The organism is Halomonas sp. 113, from assembly GCF_904067645.1.
In the GTDB taxonomy this organism is placed as follows: domain Bacteria; phylum Pseudomonadota; class Gammaproteobacteria; order Pseudomonadales; family Halomonadaceae; genus Vreelandella; species Vreelandella titanicae.
Map to the genome: position 1 here is coordinate 2,156,183 of NZ_LR881453.1, position 19,948 is coordinate 2,176,130.

At 57.9% G+C, this 19,948-nt stretch carries 17 protein-coding genes and 1 pseudogene; 7 read left to right on the forward strand and 11 right to left on the reverse strand.

Translation table 11 applies throughout. The features are described 5' to 3' along the window. Positions 1-14: 14 nt before the first annotated feature. The 8 genes from YERSI8AC_RS10075 to YERSI8AC_RS10110 all read right to left on the reverse strand — a co-directional run bounded on the left by YERSI8AC_RS10075 (position 15) and on the right by YERSI8AC_RS10110 (position 7,753). Positions 15-818 (reverse strand): enoyl-CoA hydratase/isomerase family protein, encoded by an 804-nt coding sequence (locus YERSI8AC_RS10075; protein WP_022523795.1) that lies wholly within the window; start codon positions 816-818, stop codon positions 15-17. A 31-nt stretch (positions 819-849) separates the two neighbouring features. Continuing rightward, positions 850-2,379 (reverse strand): AMP-binding protein, encoded by a 1,530-nt coding sequence (locus YERSI8AC_RS10080; RefSeq protein ID WP_022523794.1) that lies wholly within the window; start codon positions 2,377-2,379, stop codon positions 850-852. Then, positions 2,372-2,887: a (2Fe-2S)-binding protein gene (locus tag YERSI8AC_RS10085; RefSeq protein WP_022523793.1), complete on the reverse strand. Its 516-nt coding sequence runs from the start codon at positions 2,885-2,887 to the stop codon at positions 2,372-2,374. Before YERSI8AC_RS10085 ends, YERSI8AC_RS10080 begins: the two co-directional genes overlap by 8 nt. Next, entirely contained in the window at positions 2,871-3,698 is an 828-nt protein-coding gene (locus YERSI8AC_RS10090; protein ID WP_022523792.1) for an FAD binding domain-containing protein, read from the reverse strand. Before YERSI8AC_RS10090 ends, YERSI8AC_RS10085 begins: the two co-directional genes overlap by 17 nt. Continuing rightward, positions 3,695-6,670 (reverse strand): xanthine dehydrogenase family protein molybdopterin-binding subunit, encoded by a 2,976-nt coding sequence (locus YERSI8AC_RS10095; protein ID WP_022523791.1) that lies wholly within the window; start codon positions 6,668-6,670, stop codon positions 3,695-3,697. The genes YERSI8AC_RS10090 and YERSI8AC_RS10095 overlap by 4 nt, the downstream gene beginning before the upstream one ends. Positions 6,671-6,884: 214 nt before the next feature. Then, positions 6,885-7,163 (reverse strand): hypothetical protein, encoded by a 279-nt coding sequence (locus YERSI8AC_RS10100; protein ID WP_053857076.1) that lies wholly within the window; start codon positions 7,161-7,163, stop codon positions 6,885-6,887. A gap of 62 nt (positions 7,164-7,225) precedes the next feature. Then, the gene (locus YERSI8AC_RS10105; RefSeq protein WP_141224406.1) at positions 7,226-7,429 is read right to left on the reverse strand and encodes an RES domain-containing protein; all 204 of its coding nucleotides are present in this window, start codon (positions 7,427-7,429) and stop codon (positions 7,226-7,228) included. Between the two features lie 90 nt (positions 7,430-7,519). After that, positions 7,520-7,753 (reverse strand): MbcA/ParS/Xre antitoxin family protein, encoded by a 234-nt coding sequence (locus YERSI8AC_RS10110; protein WP_053857075.1) that lies wholly within the window; start codon positions 7,751-7,753, stop codon positions 7,520-7,522. A gap of 604 nt (positions 7,754-8,357) precedes the next feature. Between YERSI8AC_RS10110 and YERSI8AC_RS10115 the strand changes: the two genes are divergently transcribed. The 7 genes from YERSI8AC_RS10115 (at position 8,358) to YERSI8AC_RS10145 (ending at position 17,285) form a co-directional block, all read left to right on the forward strand. Then, positions 8,358-8,780: a hotdog fold thioesterase gene (locus tag YERSI8AC_RS10115; RefSeq protein WP_022523788.1), complete on the forward strand. Its 423-nt coding sequence runs from the start codon at positions 8,358-8,360 to the stop codon at positions 8,778-8,780. Positions 8,781-9,535: 755 nt separating this feature from the next. Continuing rightward, positions 9,536-9,877 (forward strand): hypothetical protein, encoded by a 342-nt coding sequence (locus YERSI8AC_RS10120; RefSeq protein ID WP_022523786.1) that lies wholly within the window; start codon positions 9,536-9,538, stop codon positions 9,875-9,877. A gap of 14 nt (positions 9,878-9,891) precedes the next feature. Continuing rightward, a complete protein-coding gene (locus YERSI8AC_RS10125; protein WP_272946855.1) occupies positions 9,892-10,275 on the forward strand; it encodes an EAL domain-containing protein in 384 nt (127 codons plus the stop codon). A gap of 269 nt (positions 10,276-10,544) precedes the next feature. Continuing rightward, the gene (locus tag YERSI8AC_RS10130) at positions 10,545-13,283 is read left to right on the forward strand and encodes an ATP-dependent Clp protease ATP-binding subunit (RefSeq protein ID WP_022523784.1); all 2,739 of its coding nucleotides are present in this window, start codon (positions 10,545-10,547) and stop codon (positions 13,281-13,283) included. Between the two features lie 124 nt (positions 13,284-13,407). Then, the gene (locus tag YERSI8AC_RS10135; protein WP_022523783.1) at positions 13,408-14,376 is read left to right on the forward strand and encodes an LLM class oxidoreductase; all 969 of its coding nucleotides are present in this window, start codon (positions 13,408-13,410) and stop codon (positions 14,374-14,376) included. A gap of 101 nt (positions 14,377-14,477) precedes the next feature. Beyond that, positions 14,478-15,794: a DUF3422 family protein gene (locus YERSI8AC_RS10140; RefSeq protein ID WP_022523782.1), complete on the forward strand. Its 1,317-nt coding sequence runs from the start codon at positions 14,478-14,480 to the stop codon at positions 15,792-15,794. Between the two features lie 273 nt (positions 15,795-16,067). Then, entirely contained in the window at positions 16,068-17,285 is a 1,218-nt protein-coding gene (locus YERSI8AC_RS10145) for a hypothetical protein (RefSeq protein WP_022523780.1), read from the forward strand. Between the two features lie 68 nt (positions 17,286-17,353). Here YERSI8AC_RS10145 and YERSI8AC_RS10150 read toward each other — a convergent pair whose 3' ends face one another. From YERSI8AC_RS10150 to YERSI8AC_RS10160, 3 genes and pseudogenes are all read right to left on the reverse strand, one after another. Further along, positions 17,354-19,234: a monovalent cation:proton antiporter-2 (CPA2) family protein gene (locus tag YERSI8AC_RS10150; RefSeq protein WP_022523779.1), complete on the reverse strand. Its 1,881-nt coding sequence runs from the start codon at positions 19,232-19,234 to the stop codon at positions 17,354-17,356. 45 nt (positions 19,235-19,279) lie between these two features. Further along, the gene (locus YERSI8AC_RS10155; RefSeq protein ID WP_053857072.1) at positions 19,280-19,480 is read right to left on the reverse strand and encodes a hypothetical protein; all 201 of its coding nucleotides are present in this window, start codon (positions 19,478-19,480) and stop codon (positions 19,280-19,282) included. A 121-nt stretch (positions 19,481-19,601) separates the two neighbouring features. Continuing rightward, a pseudogene (locus tag YERSI8AC_RS10160) lies at positions 19,602-19,841 on the reverse strand (IS1380 family transposase); the annotation flags it as partial. Positions 19,842-19,948: the final 107 nt, after the last annotated feature.

The window sequence follows — 19,948 nt, forward strand, 5'->3', positions numbered from 1 at the left end:
CAGTCACATAGGTATTACTCGCCGCGGAATACGGCCGGACGCTTGCTGTGGAACGCCTCGACGCCCTCCTTGAAGTCCGCCGAGCTACGCAGGCGGCTGTAGCAGTGGCCTTCCATCTCAATGGCGACCTTTAGTGATGCGTCCTCGTTGTCGTTGATCAGTTTCTTCGCCGTACGCTGGGCGAGCGGCGAGAATCGGCGCAGTTCATCGACCATCGCATCGACGGTGCTTTCTAGATCTGCGTCGGGCACGCACTCTGTGACGAAGCCCCAGTCATAACCTTGCTGGCCGGAGATGCGCTTGGCGCGCATAACGATGTGCTTGGTGCGTGTGATGCCGATCATCTTTTGTAGCCGAGCCGAGCCGCCAGAGCCAGGAATCTGGCCGAGGTTTTGCTCGGGCAGAGCATAGCGGGTGGTTTCCGACGCAATGCGAAAATCGCAGGCCAGCGACAGCTCGAAGCCGACGCCGAAGGTGTAGCCGCGGTTGGCCACGATCACCGGCTTAGTGCACCGCTCCGGCGCGGCGACGTTCCAGGCCAGCTTAGAAACGTGCTCCGGCGAGGCCTCCAAAAAGCCTTTGATATCGCCGCCGCTCGAGAAGTGTTCGCCTTGGGCACGTAACACGATCACCCGGATCCCGGAATGGGCATCAAACGCTTCAAAGACCTGGCGCAGGATGTCACGCTGGCTCATGGCGATGACGTTGAACGGCGGGCGGCCGAGGATGATGTCCCCGCGCTCGTGCTCGAGGTTCAGTTCCACGGTGAAGCCGTCGAACTCAGTGCTCAGGAATTGTTCGATCTGCTGAGTATTCATGTAAGTTCTTTCCTCGTGTAAAGCAATAGTGTTAGTTGGCGGAAGTGGGGTGGCCGTAATCGGTCACCAGTACGCGGCGCAAGATCTTGCCGACCGGGGACTTGGGGATCTGGTCGATGAATTCGTAGCGGCGCGGGCGCTTGAAGCGCGCCAGACCCGAGGATACGCAGTGGGCGTCCAGCTCTTCCTCAGTAATCGGATGACGCAGCTTGATGAAGGCGACGACCAGCTTGCCCCATTGTTCGTCGGGTAGGCCGACCACGGCGACTTCCTCGACCGCAGGGTGCAGCGATAGGGCGTTCTCGATCTCCGCCGGGCTGACGTTCTCGCCACCGGTAATGATCAGATCGTCGACACGACCAGTCACAAACAGGTCGCCGTCCTCGTCGAAGAAGCCAGTATCGCTGGTGAAGTACCAACCCTCATGGATCGACTTGGCATCGGCGTCGGGCCGCTTCCAGTAGCCTTCGAAGGCCTCGTCGCTGGACAGGTCGGCGATGATCTGGCCTTCCTCGTTGTGCTTGCAGAGGTCGTCCGGCGACTCGCTGCCCAGCGCCACCACGCGAATGCGTTGGTTCAGCGCGCTGCGACCAGACGAGCCAGGCTTGGCGCTGGCCTTCTGGTCGATGGTGAAGGTGTAGATTTCCGAGCTGCCATAGTGGTTGACGAACAGCTCCGGCTTGAACGCGGCCTCGACACGTTGCAGCAGCCCATCGCTCATGGACGCGCCGGCGAAACCTAACTTGGTGACGCTGGCTACCCGCTCGGGGCTGAAGGCCGAATGTTCAATCAGCATGTGGTAGAGCGTCGGCACCAAGTACAGGTTGGTGATCTTCTCGCGCTCGATGGCGTCCAGCGTGGCTTCCACATCGAACTTTGGCACGCAGACGAAATGCCCGTCTAGCAATGCCATCGACAGTAGCGAACGCACGCCCATGGTGTGGTAGAGCGGCATCACGCCGAGGGTGCATTCCTCTTGGCTATACATGTTCTGCGCTAAGTGGGCGACCGCGGCGGCGCGTTCGGCGCGGTGGCGGCGCGGCACGCCCTTGGGCCGGCTGGTGGTGCCGGAGGTGTAGAGCATCAACGACCAGTCCTCGGGGTCGGCGCGCAGGATGATTTCGCTCGGCGTTTCGGCGCACAGTTCTTCGAAGCTGATCGCGTTATCGTTGCCCGGCTGGCCAACACTGACGCACTGCCAGGTGCTCCTGCCGCAACCGGCAACGGCTTCTTGGGCTGAATCGTCATGGATAACCACACGCGCTTCGGCGTCATTGGTGCACCAAGCGAGTTCGTCGGCGGAGGAGCGCCAGTTGAGCGGGGTCATTATGATACCGCTGAACTGGCAGGCCCAGTGCAGGGTCGCCATCTGCCAGCGGTTCTGCATTACCGCCACGAGGTGGTCACCTTTTTTCAGGCCGAGCCTTTCGAGCCCGTGCGCGGCACGCTGGATGTCGCTGAACCAAGCCTCGTAGCTCTTCTTCAGGTCGCCGTCGCTGATCGCTATGGCATTAGGGCGCCGCTCGACCGCGGCGAGAAAGCTGCGTCCAAGGTCAAACATCGTTGTTGTTCTCCACAAGTGTTACTTGTCGTTGCTGCGCCACTTCTAGCACCGCCCGGACCATGCCGGTGTAGCCGGTGCAGCGGCACAGATGCCCGGAGAGCATGTCGCGAACTTGGGTTTCGTCCGGGCTCGGGACGCGCTCGAGGAATTCCACGCAGGACATTAGGATGCCCGCGGTGCAGAAGCCGCACTGCAGAGCGTGATGGCGGCTGAAGGCCTGCTGCAGGTCGTTCATGATGTTGTCGCGTGACAGCGACTCCACCGTGTCGACCCGGCGCTCGTGGGCCTGCACGGCGAGCATTAGGCAGGAGCGTGAGGCAACGCCATCGACCAGCACGGTGCAGGCGCCGCAGACGCCGTGTTCGCAACCGACATGAACGCCGGTGGTGCCCAATTCGTGTCGCAGGAAATCACACAGCTGCATGCGTGGCTCGGCGAGCCCTTCACGTTGACGGCCGTTGAGTTCTATCTGTATGGGGAAGCGCTGATCAGCTCGCACGTGCATGGTCGTTGTCCTCGATCAGTTGTTGGCCCAGTTCCCGCACCAGCTGGCGGCGGTAGGGTGCGCTGGCGTGCACGTCGTCTTGGGCGCCAAGCGACCAGGCCAGGGTATTGAGTGAATCCTTCAGTTCTGCCCCCAAGGGCAGGCGGCGCAACGTTGGCCGGTCGGCGACGCCGCCGACACCCAGGTCCACCTCGCCTTGACGGATACAGGCGGCGAGCGCCACCAGGGCGAAGTCACCGTGGCGCATGGCGACCTCGTAGAAGCGGTAGATCACGTCGGCCTCACGCAGTGGAAATTGGACTTCCACGACCATCTCGTCCGGCCGCTTCTCAGTGGTTAGCACGCCTTGGAAGAACTCGGCGGCGGGAACCTCGCGGCGCTTGCCCTTGAGCGATTCGAGCACTACAGTGCCGCCCAAAGTGACCAGACACAGCGGAATTTCGGCGCTCGGGTCGGCATGCGCGACCGAGCCGCACACGGTGCCGCGATTGCGCGTCTGGAAGTGGCCGATCCAAGGCATCGCCTGGGCCAGCAGGGGGACTTCATCGACTAAGCTTGTACGGTCGAGCAGTTCGACCTGACGCACTGCCGCACCGACCTTAAGGCAGTTGTTTTCCACCTTCAGATAATGCAGATCGCTGGCCTGACTGATGTCGATCAGCACCTTCGGCTGGGCCAGGCGCATGTTCAGAACGGCCATCAGCGACTGGCCGCCGGCAATGATCCGGGCCTGTTCACCGTGCTCTGTAAGCTGCTGCAGGACCTCGCGCTTGTTGGCCGCGCGGACGTAGTCGAATACGGCGGGTTTCATTTCGTACCTCCCATGCCGAGCAGGGCGCGCAGGCGCTGCCACAGGCTGGTGTCGATAGGCTTGCCGGAAAGCCGCTGGGCCAGACGGGTGAATATTTGGCCAATGATTACGCGCGAGGCGCTCTGCAACATGCGCCCGCCGACGGCGGCGACCTTACCGGTCACTGCGGCCTCATAGGCGTACTCCAACCGTGTATTCCCGTTCTCCAGCGCCACCAGGTTGATCTTTGCGCTGCCGGTAGCCGAGCCCATAGGGCTGTTGCCGGAGCCGGACAGACGTAGCGAGTGCGGTGGATCGAGGTCGGTCAGGGCGACCCGTGCGGCGAAGCGCGCGCGGATCATGCCCACGCCGACGGTGACGTCGGCCCGGTAATGGTTTTCGCTTTCCAGTTCCAAGGCGTGGCAACCCGGGATGATGGCCTTCAGCGTCTCGGGGTCGAGAATGGCGTCGAATACCTGCTGCGGTGACGCGGGAATCTCAACCAAGTCGTTAGCCTGCAGGGCCGAACCACCGGCTACCTTCGGTGCATCCATAACAAGACCTTCTGGCGCCGCCGGCTCGTCGATGCCGATCATCGAGCGAACCCGCGACGGCGTCAGAGGAAGCTTGATGTCAGAGCGGCCTAGCGCATCGGCTACGGCATTGGCGATGCACACCGGAGTGCTCATGTTGTTGCCTTCACCGACACCCTTAGCCCCCAGCGGGGTGAAGGGCGAGGGAGTTTCCATGTGCAGGATCACCGGGTCGACTACCTCCGGTGCGGTCGGGATCAGGTAGTCGGCCAGGGTGCCAGAAAGGAAGCTGCCGTCCTCGCCGTAGGCAAACTCTTCCATTAGCGCCACGCCCAGCGCCTGGGAATAGGCACCGAGGATTTGTCCCTCGACCAGCATTGGATTGAGAATGCGCCCGGCGTCATGGGTAGTGACGTACTTGTCGATGCGTACCTGACCGGTGACACGATCGATCTCTACTCCGCAGAAATCGAGGATGAAGCCGTAACACAGAGAGCTGTTAATGCAGTCCTGGTCGTTCGGCGCCTCGAGTTGGGGAGGCGTCCAGAAGGCAGTTTCCCGCAGACCGCCCGTTGCGCCTTCCGGCAGCAGGCCCGGTGACCAGTGGGTGGTACCAGCCACACGATGAAAGGGCTGGCTAGGGCCGTTCTCTACGAAGATCTTGCCGTCGGCGAATCGGACGTCAGTGGAGGATACCTGCCACATGTCCGCGGCGATGGCGGCCATGCGTTCACGGATCTTCAAGGTGGCGTTATACACCGACCCGGCGACGGCGCCCGAGAAGCGGCTCGAGTAGTTGCCGGAGGCTATCGACCAGGCGTCCTTGCCGGTGTCCAACTCGACATTCACGCTGATGCTTTCCAGCTTCACACCTAGTAACTCGCTAATGATCTGCGCGACCACTGTTTGATGGCCCTGACCTTGCGGTGTCGAGGACACGTGAGCGGTCACGCTGCCGAGCGGGTCGACACTGACTGTGGCAGTGCTCACTGCTCCATTCTTCGGTCCAGCCTTCTGACGCTCTTCGGGCGTCATGGCGACGGTGATGTAGCCCATGTTGGAGATTGAGGGTTCCACCACAGCGGCATAGCCTATGCCATACAAACGTCCCTCGGCACGGGCCTGGTCACGGCGCTGTAGGAGCTCGTCGAGATTGCCTTTACGGCGCGCCAGTTCCACAGCAGCAGGATAGTCGCCGGAATCGAGCAGTGCGCCCGCTGCTGCGCGGTAGGGGAACACGCCAGCGGGAACCAGGTTGCGCTGGATGACCTCGAGCGGGTCGAGGCCGAGTTCTGCAGCGACGTGTTGCATCAGCCGCTCAAGGGCGAAATAGACCTGACCGCCCCCGAATCCGCGGTTCAGTCCGGTAGGCATTTTGTTGGTGAGCACCACCCGGTTGCGCACCGCCAGGTTTCGGATGGTGTAAGCGCCACTGAGATTACCGTGCATGCGGTAGAAGGTGGCTGGTTCAGGGGCCCGTAGGTAAGCGCCACAATCATCAATCTGGTCGTAGCGCAGGGCTGTGACGCGGCCATTGGCTTCCACTGCGGCCTCAATTTCGCAGACGCGGTTGGTGGCGCTGGAAGAGGCCTGTAGATGCTCGAGGCGATCCTCCACCCACTTCACCGGAGCACCGACCTTGCGCGAGGCCAAGCCCATCAGCACCACATAGGGGAACACCCCCTGCTTGATGCCGAAGCTGCCACCGGAATCCGGCGGGGTACGCAGGCGCAGGCGGTTGGCCGGCACGTTGAGTGCCCGGCACATTACCGAGTGCAGCGCGTAGGGGCCCTGGAAATTGGCCATTACATCATAGGTTTCCGAGGCTGGCAGGTACTGCGCCAGTACCACGTAGCATTCAATCGGCGTGCAGGAGTTTCGCGGGTACTGAACCTTCAGTGTGATGCGGTGTGGCGCTTCGGCGAAAGCCCGCTCCGGGTCGCCGTAGCGGAAGCTGCGTTCGTTTACCACGTTGCTGCCTACGGCTTCGTGCAGAATCGGCGCATCATTTAGGGTGGCCGCTTCGGGGTCGATGATTGGTGTCAGCGGCTCGTATTCGACCTGAACGGCATCCAGAGCATCCTCGGCTAGGTAGCGGTCGTCGGCAATCACTACGCAGACCGGTTCGCCAACGTAGCGCACCTTGTCGACAGCCAGAGGCCAATGCTCCATAGGTGCTCTGACGCCCACTGGAAACGGGTTAGACCAGCGCTTGACGTCATCGCCAGTGAGCACACCATGTACGCCTTTCATAGTCAGAGCGCGTGAGGCATCCACCGAACGGATACGGGCGTGGGCATGGGGAGAACGGACAACAGCGGCTTGCAGGGTCCCTGGTGGTGTCGCCATGTCGTCAGCGTAGCGACCTTGGCCTTGAAGCAGAGCTGCGTCCTCGACTCGAGCCTGACGACTTCCGATGTGACCGATGGTGGCTTCGGCAATACTTTTTTGCATATTCATGGCGAGCTCTTGTTTTTATGCACGAAAATTTAAAGCTAATTCTCGCCAATTACCCGGCGCGACGCTTTGCCTGGAAATATGCATTCATGCCTTAGAGTCTGGTTATTTGCCCTGGAGTCTTATAGTACGGTGAGCGTACTAGCCTTCCTCAGCAATAGTCAGTCTCAATACTGAGTCTAGGAGCTATCCAATACGCTAATGCAAGGCATTTTCCCTAATCCATTATGGCCGCATCAAAGAAGCGATTCATGCGTGTCGGTGCATCTGGGCAAGCGTCCCAGATGCTGGCTATGGCCAGCGGGAGCTGGCGACAGATGATCTGCTGAGTGTTTATGAAGCGGCTGGCGGTATTTCCATCGCCTAACTGACGAGGCCCGCCCGAGAGAGGTGCGCTATGAACCCAAGACGAAAAGAGAAACGCCCTATGAATGGCAGAGACCCCAACTTCTGGCATGGGCTGCTGGATTTTTTTGCCCATCACTTTGGTGGCCATGCTTACGTTCACGATGGGCTTTATTCGTGGTGTTCACCGAGGGCGGTAGCCTGAAGAAGTCACTACTTGGCGCGGTGATGTGCATGATTTTGGCAACGCCGCCGGGGATTCGAGGTGTAGTTCCCCATTTCGAGCATGACGGTCGCAGCTAACAGGCCGAAATACAGTAAAGAATGGCCGGTTTTGTTCCAGCGCCCACCGTCTCGGCAGCTTCCGCCCCCTGGCCAGAAAGGGTGGTCAAATAGCGTACTTAGGTGATTCGATATAACTTGACTCGGGTACCCTTAGTGTTGGTAAGTGCTAAGGGCATTTATGTGGCTTTGCGAGATGATTGCCTCCCCGCATCCAAAATATTATTAGCTGAACTCCCCGAACTCAATCTTGCCTAGTACATCCCTCACCATTTCGCGGCCAGCGAAGGTATCGAAAATATCGATGGGCTGAGACCCATTCAGCGCTCGAACCTCGCTGTGCAGCCACTCCTGGGCGCTATCACGATCACCTAAGACCTTTCCGGCTTCGACATATAGCTTCAGTGTATCCAGCACTTCCTCGCTCTGAGCACGGCCCAGGGCCTTACGCTTGTACAAGCGATGCAGGTTTCCTTTTTTGACAGGACTCGACCATAGAGAGGGTAATGCAAACATGGTTACGGATATTAATAGAGGCTTACTGAAAAGGTCATTTGGCACTTCCAGCCTTCCGGTTAGGCTCCGTATGAATAATCCGCCGGGTCTGAATAGGCGCTCGTACAGTTGCGAGGTGAAGTCCATGTTGACCGCATGGGAAGGACTTGGTTCGACGACGCTTTGGCGATACCAGTCCGGCGGCACCGCTCCCGTGAGGAATCGCTATACCTTTGGGTGCTCCTCACTAATAAGAAGGTTTCGATAGCGAAAGCGCCTGAATATTGCTCCTTCGGCTCTACATCCTCGCAAGCATGCCGCTTAATAAGAGGGCTGCTCGACTTCACTAATAAGCCGAACTGGCTTAAGTTAATGGGGCTTGAGCATGTATGGGCTGATAGCCGGCTGGGGAGTGGCAAAGAAAGTGCCGACGCGGAGCTGCCGGCTAGGGAGGAGCTGTTGTTCAACGGTTCAGGAAATACGTAGATTCTTTCTAATAGTATAGCAACGCTTGTATCTGCGGTTTTTTATTAATCGTGTGATTGGTTATCATAACAGGGTATGAATTATGATTTGGCAAAAACAGATAACTCTTGATGAGCTTGGCTTGAGTGCAAAGGAGACCCTAATAAGTCATCTCGGAATTGAATTCACTAAAATTGGGGATGATTCTCTTAGTGGAAGGATGCCAGTAGATGCAAGAACCATTCAGCCTGCCGGCATACTGCATGGTGGTGCATCGGTAGTACTTGCTGAAACCCTAGGTAGTATAGCTGCTAACTTCTGTCTGAAAGACTGCAGCAAGATCGCCGTTGGCCAGGAGATTAATGCGAACCATGTGAGGCCAATGCAGTCTGGCTGGGTCTATGGAACAGCGAGGCCGCTACATATCGGCGGATCTACTCAGATATGGGAAATACATATCAAAAATAACGATGAAAGGTTGGTTTGCGTTTCTAGGTTGACCATGGCCGTTATCAATAAATGGTAAACGCATGTTCCGTTGTCCATCCTACTGTCGAGGGTCAACATGCATGACAGTTTGCTTTTGATGGCTCTGCTCGATGCTCGATAGTGTTCAGCAGTTTCAAGGGGCCGACCAGAGCGTTCTCGCTGCCGCCGGTCATATCAGGCTCGCGGCATCCAGCCTCGCATCGCTCGCCGGGGCATAGAGGGTGATCAACGACTCGGACGCCATCACTGGCTTGTCGAGAGAACCTTTGTCTGGCTAGGTTGAGTGAGACGATGGCGATACTCCATCAGCGTTGTGTCGATATTCATTATGCCTTACGCTGCTGGGATGCTCGCTGTTCTGTCTGAACAAGCTTCGAGGCAGGTTTTGAAAAGCATTGTTAACCCGACTCAGTAAGAATCAGGCATCGATGCAAGCGAAGACGATATGCTTAGCTTTCATCTGGAAATGTCATATTTTTCAGCGGTTCGCACCCTAGGTGTGAAACAGTTTCCAAAACTATCTTAGCAACCCTCGACAGCCTTCTTCGATTCGCACGCCTGCCAGACGGCAGTGCTCGCCGAGCGCAGGGAAGGTCAATTGCCTTCTATTAATGTGTTGAACCACCCTGTCGCGGCGCGTTGTGTCTGGGGGCTATTGCACGGATCAGACTCTCGGGAAAATCTCAGTACAATTCGGGAAGTTCTCATTTTGTGAGGCAAGGCTTCCCCACGTGTGCTCCTTAGACTCCCTTACAGGTGGTCGGCCTTCATGACGCCACCAAGGAGGAGAGCATGACCGCGCTTGAGCCAACCGGACTTAATAGTAAGCACAGCAACTTTATTGGCAAGAGCCAAGCTCGCGTCGAAGACGAAGCCCTGCTGAGGGGGCTTGGACGCTATGGTGGTGATCTCGCTACACCTCCGGGTACCTTGCATGCTGCAGTGTTGCGCTCACCGCATGCCCATGCACGGCTTACTTCGGTCAACCTACCCCAAGCTCTAGACATGCCTGCTGTGCACGGCGTGTTGATAGGGGAATATGTCAAGCGCTGGGCGGCTCCATTTGCTGTTGGTGAACCGCCCCGGTTATTCCGGAGACCGGACTTGACCCGCAACACCTGGAACTCGAGCTGACCGAAAGCATGCTCATGGAGGATGTCGATACGGCGGTCGCAACGATGACGTGCCTCAAGGATTACGGCGTGAGCATCGCGGTGGATGACTTCGGCACCGGGTATTCCGGCCTGAGCTACCTGAAGCGTTTCCCGATCGATACGCTTAAGATCGACCAGTCGTTCGTCCGCGAAATCACCAGCGATCCGGCCAGTGCCGCGATCGCCGACGCCATCATCGCCATGGCTCAGCGCCTGAATCTGGATGTTATCGCCGAGGGCGTGGAGACACCGGAGCAGTGCCGATTGCTGCGTGAAAGCGGATGTCGGTATATGCAGGGTTACCTGTTCGCAAGGCCGGTGCCGACAGAGGATCTAACTAAACTGTTGCGTGTGGGGCACGTCGGCAGGCACCTCTGACGCGGTTTGTGTTGATGCGGCTTGTTCGAACACGGCCAGCAGTAAAACAGAACCAGGGTATGGAGTTGGTGCTGGCGGTTCATTCGCCCGGGATGGCGGGGCCCTGCTGCTTCGTGCCGCCTTGCTTTCAGTCTACCTCGGGCTATACTTATTTAATCTTCTCCCGGGCTCTGCCCCCTCCCAGGTTTCACTGGGCTCCGCCCCTTCTCCAAGGCTTAGCCGTTCCTATACGACTGTTGTAAGCCACACAACGGTACAACGGAGGCATCATGGGCAAGAGCGCGGAACAATCACCCCAAGTATCATGCGATATCTGCCGGCAACGCCCTGCGGCTCTGCAGGTCACCGTTTCACAAGCCGGTCGAAGACGCACCCTCAACGTATGCCAAACGGATTATTTGCGCCTGAGAGCACGAAGTGCCTCTCCGTTTGAATCCCTTTTTGGAAGCGGGCTACTCGCCGACGATTTCTTCGAGCGGCTGGCGCGAGACGAGAATTTCGGCTTTGGCAGTGTCGCCAGTCGAGAGAACGGCCGGCCGCAGGATAGCGAATCGGTCGCCCTCGGTGACCTGCTTAGCGAGCAAAGCGAGCAGATTCTGCAGCAAGCCGCGGCTACCGCGACGGAGTGGGGTTCGCAGCTCATCGATACCAGCCACCTGCTTTACGCGCTGGCCGATAACGATGTGGTGCAGGCGCTCCTCAAGCGATACCAGCTATCGGCCAAGGAACTCAAGGCCCAGATTGAGCAATTGACACCCAAAGCTGCGAGCGAACCTGAAACGGACGGGCCTACAAAGATCGGCGTCTCCCCACGGGTGAAAGCCGCGCTACAGCGCGCTTTCCAGGCGTCGAGAGACCTCGGGCATGGCTATATTGGTCCCGAACACCTTCTGATCGGTCTAGCCGAGGAGGAGGGGCTGGCCAGCGACTTGCTGAACCGTTATGGCCTCTCTGCACACGGTCTTCGGCAGAAGGCTGTGCAGGTGGTTGGAAAGGGGGCACAGGAGGGGCGACTGCCGGAGCAAAGCGACACGCCAACCCTGGACAAGTACAGTCGGGATCTTACGGCATTGGCTAACGAGGACAAGCTCGACCCGGTGATCGGGCGAGCGGCCGAGGTCGAGACCCTGATCGAGGTTCTTTCCCGGCGCCGCAAGAACAACCCCGTTCTTATCGGTGAGCCGGGGGTCGGCAAGACCGCCATCGTCGAAGGGCTGGCGCAGCGAATTGTTCACAACGAAGTGCCGGACCTGTTGCAGAACAAACGGGTGGTTGAGCTAAACATCAACTCGCTGGTGGCGGGCTCCCAGTATCGTGGTCAATTCGAGGAGCGGATCAAACAGGTCCTCGACGAGATTACTTCCCACCAAAACGAGATTGTGCTGTTCATCGACGAGCTGCACACCATTGTCGGCGCCGGATCGACCGGGGGCGAAAGCGGGCTGGACGTCGCGAATACCCTCAAGCCCCAACTGGCGCGTGGTGAATTGCATTTGGTCGGGGCGACCACGCTGGGCGAATACCAGAAGCACATCGAAAAAGACGCTGCGCTGGAGCGGCGGCTGCAACCGGTGTTCGTCGCCGAACCAACGATTGAGCAGACCATCAATATACTAAGAGGGCTCAGGGATCGACTGGAGGCTCACCACAAGGTGACGATCACCGATGAGGCGATTGTCGCCGCAGTGGAGATGGCCGACCGCTACGTCACCAACCGGTTCCTGCCGGATAAGGCCATTGATCTGATAGATCAGGCGGCTGCCCGGGTACGAATCGGTGGCACTTCGCGGCCGCCGGAGCTTCACGAGCTCGGTGCACAGATCGACCAGCTGCGGCGTGAGCGTGACTACGCATCCAACCGCAAGAATTTCGAGCGCGCGAGCGCGCTGGAAGCTCGTATTGAAGAACACCAGGGCGACTATGACCAAGGCCTGGAGGAATGGAACACGACCCGGAGTACTAGCGCTAACCAGGTGGGCGTCGAGGATGTGGCACAGATCGTGTCGCGCCTGACCGGCGTTCCGGTGGCAGAGCTCACCACGGAGGAGCGCACCAGGCTGATGGAGATGGAACAGCGTCTACATCAGCGGGTCGTCGGTCAGGGCGAGGCGGTAAGAGCCGTATCCGATGCCGTGCGCTTGTCTCGCGCCGGGCTGGGCGACCGCCGCCGTCCCATCGCAACCTTCTTCTTCCTCGGACCCACGGGAGTGGGAAAGACGGAATTGACCAAAGCCCTTGCGGAAACGGTCTTTGGTGATGAAGAGGCGATGATCCGCATTGACATGAGCGAGTACATGGAGCGGCATACGGTTGCGCGCCTCATCGGGGCGCCTCCCGGATACGTCGGGTTCGAGGAAGGGGGGCAGCTTACCGAAAAGGTGCGCAGAAAACCGTACAGTGTCGTTCTACTGGACGAGTTCGAGAAAGCACACATGGATGTCCAGAACGTGCTGCTGCAGGTCTTCGATGATGGGCGGCTCACTGATGGGAAAGGGCGTGTCGTAGACTTCACCAATACCATCATAATCGCCACGAGCAACATCGGTTCCGATGTTATCCGGGAAAACCTCGAGGCCCCGGAGGACGAGCGCAAGGACGCCGCGGAATTGAAGTCGGAACTGTTGAACGTGCTTCGTCGCTATCTCCGCCCAGAGTTCATCAACCGCATCGATGAGATCATCGTGTTCCACGCGCTCGACCGCAAACAGATCCGTGACATCGTAGGTCTGCAGCTCGAACGCGTGAAGCGTATCGCGCACGGGCAGGGCTTGACCGTGGAGTTTGACGACTCGCTCATCGACCATTTGGCGGATATCGGCTACCGGCCAGAGTTCGGTGCGCGCGAACTTCGTCGCCAGATCCGTTCCCTGATCGAGACGCGCCTTGCGAGTGCCGTATTGCGCGGCGAAATAGAGGAAGGCGATAGCCTGCGCTTCGTCTACGACAAGGGGCGAAGTGAGGTCCGCTGGGAGAAGGAAACAAGGGTGCCTGCCTCCGAACCGGAGTAACGAAGCCACGGAAGCTGCGGCCAGGGGAGAAGCGACTAATGGGGACTAATGGGATAGACCCGGTGTACTCGACCGTCTCGCAGTGTCTCGCCGCCTTGCAGCGGGAATAAGTGGAGGAAAGAGCATGTTTACTCCGAATTCCATTCCCTATCAGCAACAACCTGGCTTTCAGCGCACCTACCGCCAGGGCCGCCTGAGCCTAGGCCTTTTCTTCCCTCTCGAAGCCTTTACCGGCGATATGCCGACTATGGCCAACCAGGTGAGCTTGGCCCAACGTGCCGAGCAACTGGGTTTCTCTGCTCTCTGGTTTCGGGACGTGCCGTTACGCGACCCCAGCTTCGGGGATTCGGGCCAGGTGTTCGATCCCTGGGTCTACCTGGGTTTTATGGCCGCACATACTCGCTCGATTGCGCTGGGTACCGCGTCGGTCATCCTGCCAATCCGTAATCCCCTGCACACTGCCAAGGCCGCAACGAGTGTCGATCAACTCAGTGGTGGCCGTCTGTTACTCGGCGTAGCTTCCGGTGACCGTCCGGTAGAGTTCCCGGCGTTCGGTGTCGACCCGGAGCAACGCGGCAGCCTGTTCCGCGAATACCTCAAGGTATTTCGCGAGGTTCAGCTCAGCAGTTTCGTGCCTTTGACCTGGTCGGGCGGGACGCTTCAGGGAGCCGATCTGATTCCCAAGCCAACCACAGCGGAAATTCCATTCTTCGTGACCGGCCATAGCCGCCAGACGCTGGAGTGGATCGCCCGCTACAGTCATGGGTGGATCAGTTATCCGCGCCCCCCGAAGTCCCAGCAAGTGGTTGTCGAGAGCTGGCGCACGGCGGTTCGTGATGAATGTGGCGAGCTGTTCAAACCCTTCAGCCAGTCACTTTACCTCGACCTGACAGATAACCCGCAGACACCCCCACGGCCGATCCACTTGGGGTATCAACTGGGACGGCATCACCTTATTGCGCTGCTCCACAGTTTGCAGGAGATCGGCGTAAACCATGTGATTATCAATTTGAAATACGGCCAACGACCTGCCGGCGAGGTCGTTGAGGAAATCGGTCAATTCGTTTTACCTGACTTCGCCATGTCGGTATAAGCCGGTCAGGGCTTCGGTATGCACATAGGGCTTCGCGTAGTGAGCTATAGTGTTACTAGAGTCCCGCTCTGTATTTCCTTTACCCGTCAACCGAGGTCATTATGGCCGAGTCGATCCACAATCCGAACGATCAGCCGGCCTCAAGCGATACGGTGTATGGAATGCCGGCTTATGCCGACAGGGCTGCGGCCGTGAACGAAGTGCATGCACGCCCACTCCTCATGATTCAGGCCCCGAGGGAGATGTTGCAGTTCGCTTTCATGAGGGGAGGAGATCTGACCAAGGATAAGTTGGCAATGAATGAGTTGTCTGGTCGTCTCCGCGTGGCTGAGCCTGACCAATCTACGTCATTTCATGGCTTGGCCTGGGAAGACGGAGACCTGCATTGTGAAAAGCACTCGGAGTATTCGACGTATCTGTGGTGTGCCGAGCTTGATCCCGAAACCGGAGAACCATGCGGCGAGAATCCGTTCAAGCATGGATTCATCCCTCCCGGCCCGGTGGTATCGGGCGTGCGCCTGACCTTTCTTCCATGGAATTCAGATACTGAGAAGGAGGTAGATCGCTTCGATCCTTCCAGCCTTTGTTACTCGCTGGTAGAAAGTGGGAACGCTGCCATCCTGACCGATTTCCGACAGGATGAAGACGGCCTGACGCACATCCTGATCCTTGCGCGTGATTTGAAACCCGCGCGAGCGGGGGCGCTGGCGCAACGTCTTCTGGAGATTGAGACCTATCGGACTTTGGCCTTATTGTCGTTGCCATTGACCAGGTCAATGACGAAGGAGCTGCGAAGCATGGAGTCACAACTGGCCATGATGACTGATGAGATGTCGACGAACTCGGAAGCGCGGCGTGACAACCACCTCCTTCTGTCAGAATTGACCAGTCTGGCGGCAAAACTGGAGGCCTGCGTTGCTGCAAATCTCTATCGATTTGGCGCCAGCCGGGCTTACTACGAGATTGTTGAAGAGAGGTTGGCAGCGCTAGTGGAGGAGGGCGTATCCGGATACTTCACCTGGCGGGATTTCCTTCAGCGCCGTATTGCGCCTGCGATGCGAACCTGCCTTTCGGTTAAAGAGCGCCAGGCCAAGCTCTCCGACGAACTGACCCGAAACATCTCACTACTGCGCTCCTGGGTCGATGTCGAACTGGAACGCCAGAATCGGGACTTGCTGGCGTCGATGAATAACCGAGTCAAGCTGCAATTGCGTCTTCAGCAAACGGTTGAAGGCTTGTCTGTGGCAGCAATTTCATATTACGTCGTGAGTCTTTCAGGCTATTTCCTGAAGGGAATTCCATTCATTTACGATGTTGTCACACCGGTGATGTCGGTACTGGTACCCGTCGTGATGCTGTTGATCTGGTGGAGGGTTCGTCGGATCAGACATGCCCACGACGATTCCACGGCGTTGTAAAAGTCTTAATACTATCTACCGGCTTGAAACGCGGAATGGGGTAATCGTGGAGCGTCCGGTAGGGATGCCAGCATTTAATGGACCCAGTCATCTAATCTCTTGGGGTAGAGATAGGGCAGCGAGCATGGCCGGCTGATGGGGCCCGGTTTCAATTTCTCCAATGACTATAGCGAGAGTCGCGCTATGCTGATCTTCATCTAAGCTTGGATATACTAGGCGGGCTTTACAGGGTCCCACTCCTAAGTCCGCTAGCTACGTCGTCAAGGAGCGCTTATGACCAAAGCTCAAAACGAGGTCTACACCAAGCAGCCCGCAGCAGAAGGGATCCAGACGGTTAACCCATGCCGAAAAGTGGTGGGCCTAGTACCTGCTCCGGAGATGTCCGCTGAGATGGCCGAAAAGGTAATCGACCAGTTACCCGAACTTCTGGCCAACTACGTAGATGACCGGTTGAGCTGGGAGGTTCAACTCATCGTTGATCCGTTGATCGGCGCTGCAGAGGTTTCCACCTATATCATCGGGAGTATTCTCGAATACAAGCGGCATCAGCAGTGGGACTACGCGATTTGCATTACCGATTTGCCGATCCACAAGTCTGGACGCTTCGTGATAGCTGAAACCAGCATGGTGCATGGCGTTGCAATAATCTCATTACCCGCTTTCGGCATTACCGCGGTACGCCGTCGCCTTAGCGAAGCGATTCTGCAACTGGTCAACGAATTGCATCATGGCAGCTCGGAAGAGGACCGTGCTCGCCAAGAGCAGCGTACTGAGCAATCCTATAAAGTTCACGAGAGCCTGCGTGGCAAAGGTGCCTGGCAACTACTGGGCAGACGCCTCTACGAGAAGTTGTTCCCGATACGGCGGGTCACGCGATCGGGCGAGGGAGAGTCCTTCGACGTACGCTTCATTGCTGATTCATGGATTAACGGCAATCTTCGCATCCTGGCCGGCATGGTTCGCGCCAACCGCCCCTGGACCATCTTTCCTGCTTTCAAAGGCGTCATCGCCGTAGCGTTCGCGACCGGTGCCTATGGCCTAGTGTTTCCCACCCTTTGGAATCTCAGCGCCAATTATGGTTGGCCTCGCCTTGTTCTTCTGATGGGAGTCTCCATGGTGGCGATGATCGCCTGGATCATACTTGCGCATTCTCTTTGGGAGTCGATAAGAAACTCCCCACTGCCACACTTGGTTCGCCTCTACAATACGGTCACTGTACTGACGCTAAGTACTGGGGTTATATTCTATTATACGATCCTACTGGGTCTGTTCTGTTTCACGGTCCTCGTTTTCATTCCGGCCAACATGCTGGAAGAGCAACTCGGCCAAGCGGCCAGCCTTCTAGATTATACTGCCCTTGCTTGGCTCGCGACTTCGGTTGCCACCATCGCTGGTGCCCTGGGGGCCGGATTAGAAGATGAAGAAACCGTCAGAAACGCTACTTATGGCTACCGGCAGCGACGCCGCAACCAAGAAGCGGATAAGCGCTGATGCGCGTCGACAATTAAAAGACGCAACCAAACGTGGGACGGCCTTCTAGTATCTCTTTGTTTTCGCGATCAACCATTGTTCTTTGGTGGTGTCCATGCCAGTGTTTCGTCCTCGGTTAGCCGTACGTCCTCCCGCATGGCATGATCCAATGCCTCTTCGAGCTTCATGAACAACTCCCCGTAGCGCGGGCTGAAGTGGATGCCTTCTTCTATATTGCGCCATGTGTCGAACAGTTGATCTTCGTGGGCTTTTTCGCTGGCGATAAAGGAGCGGGTCATCCGGCGCGCGCGTTGTGGGTGGACGCCCATGGCCGTGAGGGCCTCGCCGCCGAGTTCCAGGGCGGAGTAGTAGGTCTCGCTCACCACGTCGTCGGCGCCGGCTTCACGCAGCTCGTAACCATGGCCGCGGTCGAAGGCGCGGGCGAGTATCCAGACCTCTGGGTAAAGCTGTTTGACGTGACGCACCAGGCTCACGGCCCGGTCGCGGTCATCGATGGCGACGACGAGCAGGCGTGCCTCGGCAATGCCGGCGGTTTCCAGTAGCTGGATGCGGGTGGCGTCGCCAAAGTAACTTTTCAGTTGGATCAGGCGCAGATTTTCGATCTGATCCAGAGCATGGTCCAGGGCTACGCTGGGAATGTTGTTGGCGCGAAGCAAACGACACACGATCTGTCCGAAGCGGCCGACCCCTGCCACGATCACCGGGGCCTGCTCTTCTATCTCGTCCGGCTCTGCTTCTTCATTGGAAGCCTTCTGATAGCGTGGCAGCACCACCCGGTCATAGACAATGAACAACAGCGGTGTCAGGAACATGGACAGGGCCACCACCAGTGACAGCACCTGAGCGGTGTCTGCAGGGATAACTTGGTTCTGGGTACTGTAGGTCAGCAGCACAAACCCGAACTCACCGGCCTGGGCCAGCCCGAGGCTGAACAACCAGCCTTCACTGCCGCGGATGCCGAATGCGAAAGCCAAGCCAAACAGAATCAGCGTCTTGCCAATGATAACCGCCAGGGCGAGAAGAAAGATCGTATCCCATGAAGCCGCCAGAACGCCGAAATTGATTCCCGCGCCTACGGTCATGAAGAAAAGCCCCAGCAGTAGCCCCTTGAAAGGTTCGATATTGGCTTCCAACTCGTGCCGGAATTCGCTGTTGGCGAGGACCACACCGGCCAGGAATGCGCCGAGCGCAGGTGAGAGGTTCACTAGGCTCATGAGCGCCGCGATGCCGATAATCAGCATCAGGGACGCGGCGGTGAATACTTCCCGCATGCCGGATTGCACCACGTAGCGGAACAGCGGCCTACTCAGGTAATGGCCACAGATAATCACGATCACGATCGCGCCGACAACGGCCAGCCCATGCGCCCAGCCCGGCAGGTTCTCAACCAGGCTGAGGCTGCTATGCCCGCCCTCGCTGCCACTACCGGACATTTCGGACACGGCCAGCAGCGGGATAACGGCCAGCATGGGAATCACTGCAATGTCCTGGAAAAGCAGCACTGAGAAGGCACTCTGGCCACCTTCGGTTTTGACTAGCCCCCTTTCGGTAAGTGTTTGCAAGACAATCGCTGTTGAAGAGAGGGAGAAGAGAAACCCTACTGCCACGGCTGTTTGCCAGGCCATCCCCTGGGACCAAGCAAAATAGGTGGCGGCGGCTGCAGTCAGTGTGACCTGCAGGCCGCCAAGACCGAGCAGCCTGACCCGCATGGCCCAGAGGGATTTTGGGTCAAGCTCCATCCCCACCAGGAACAGCATCATTACCACGCCGAACTCGGCAAAATGCTGAAGAGTAAGGGCCTCCTGACCCACCAGTCCTGTCACCGGTCCTATGACCACACCGGCCACCAGATAACCGAGTACCGACCCCAGCCCGAACTGTCTGGCCAGTGGCACCGCGATTACCGCTGCCACCAGGTAGATAAACGCCTGAACAAAGTAGTCAGTCATCAGTCATGTCCGTAGGTCGAAAATCACATACCCATTCTTCTAACATTAGACCAACGGCTGCATTTCGCTTCCGGTATCGAAAATGGGGGACAAAAATGGGGACAGACCTGTTTTCTTCACCCCAATGATCAGCGTGGTCATAACCGTCAACTGGTAACCCGTGTGATTCATCACGGTCTTGTTAAAGTGGCTGATCGCACGCTTCCGGTTCTTATTCTTCTGCCAACGACATGGCAGCACCGCCACATATGCTCATTTATTCTCTAAATACTTGTCGCTTATAATATCAAGTAAAGAGGGCGGGGCGCTTGCTCACGGCCCCCTCGACCACTGGACGATGCCTTAAGAAAGGCGGTCGTGGTGGCGGTTAGGACAATGCGGCCAATCTTGGCCCTCCTCGCATTAGGGTTGGCCACCAATTGTCGGCGGCGGCTCCCAGGTGCAAGGTCACCCGCAATGCATGCATGGTGAGCGTGGCGGCGACTTTCAGCACCTGCTCGCGAAACCTCATTAGGCTCCACCTCTTACGGTTTTGATTCCCCATCAGGCAGCTCAGGCCGTGCGGATATTGTTTTAATCTAACCATTAGTTCTAGTTCGTTCTGGGCCTTCGGCCCTCCACCGGATGGCCTTTTCTCCGCTTCGCTACGTAAAGGCCGCTGCTGAATGTTGGCGTTACATCAGGAAAGTCTCAATGGCGGCTTCTGGCCGAAAC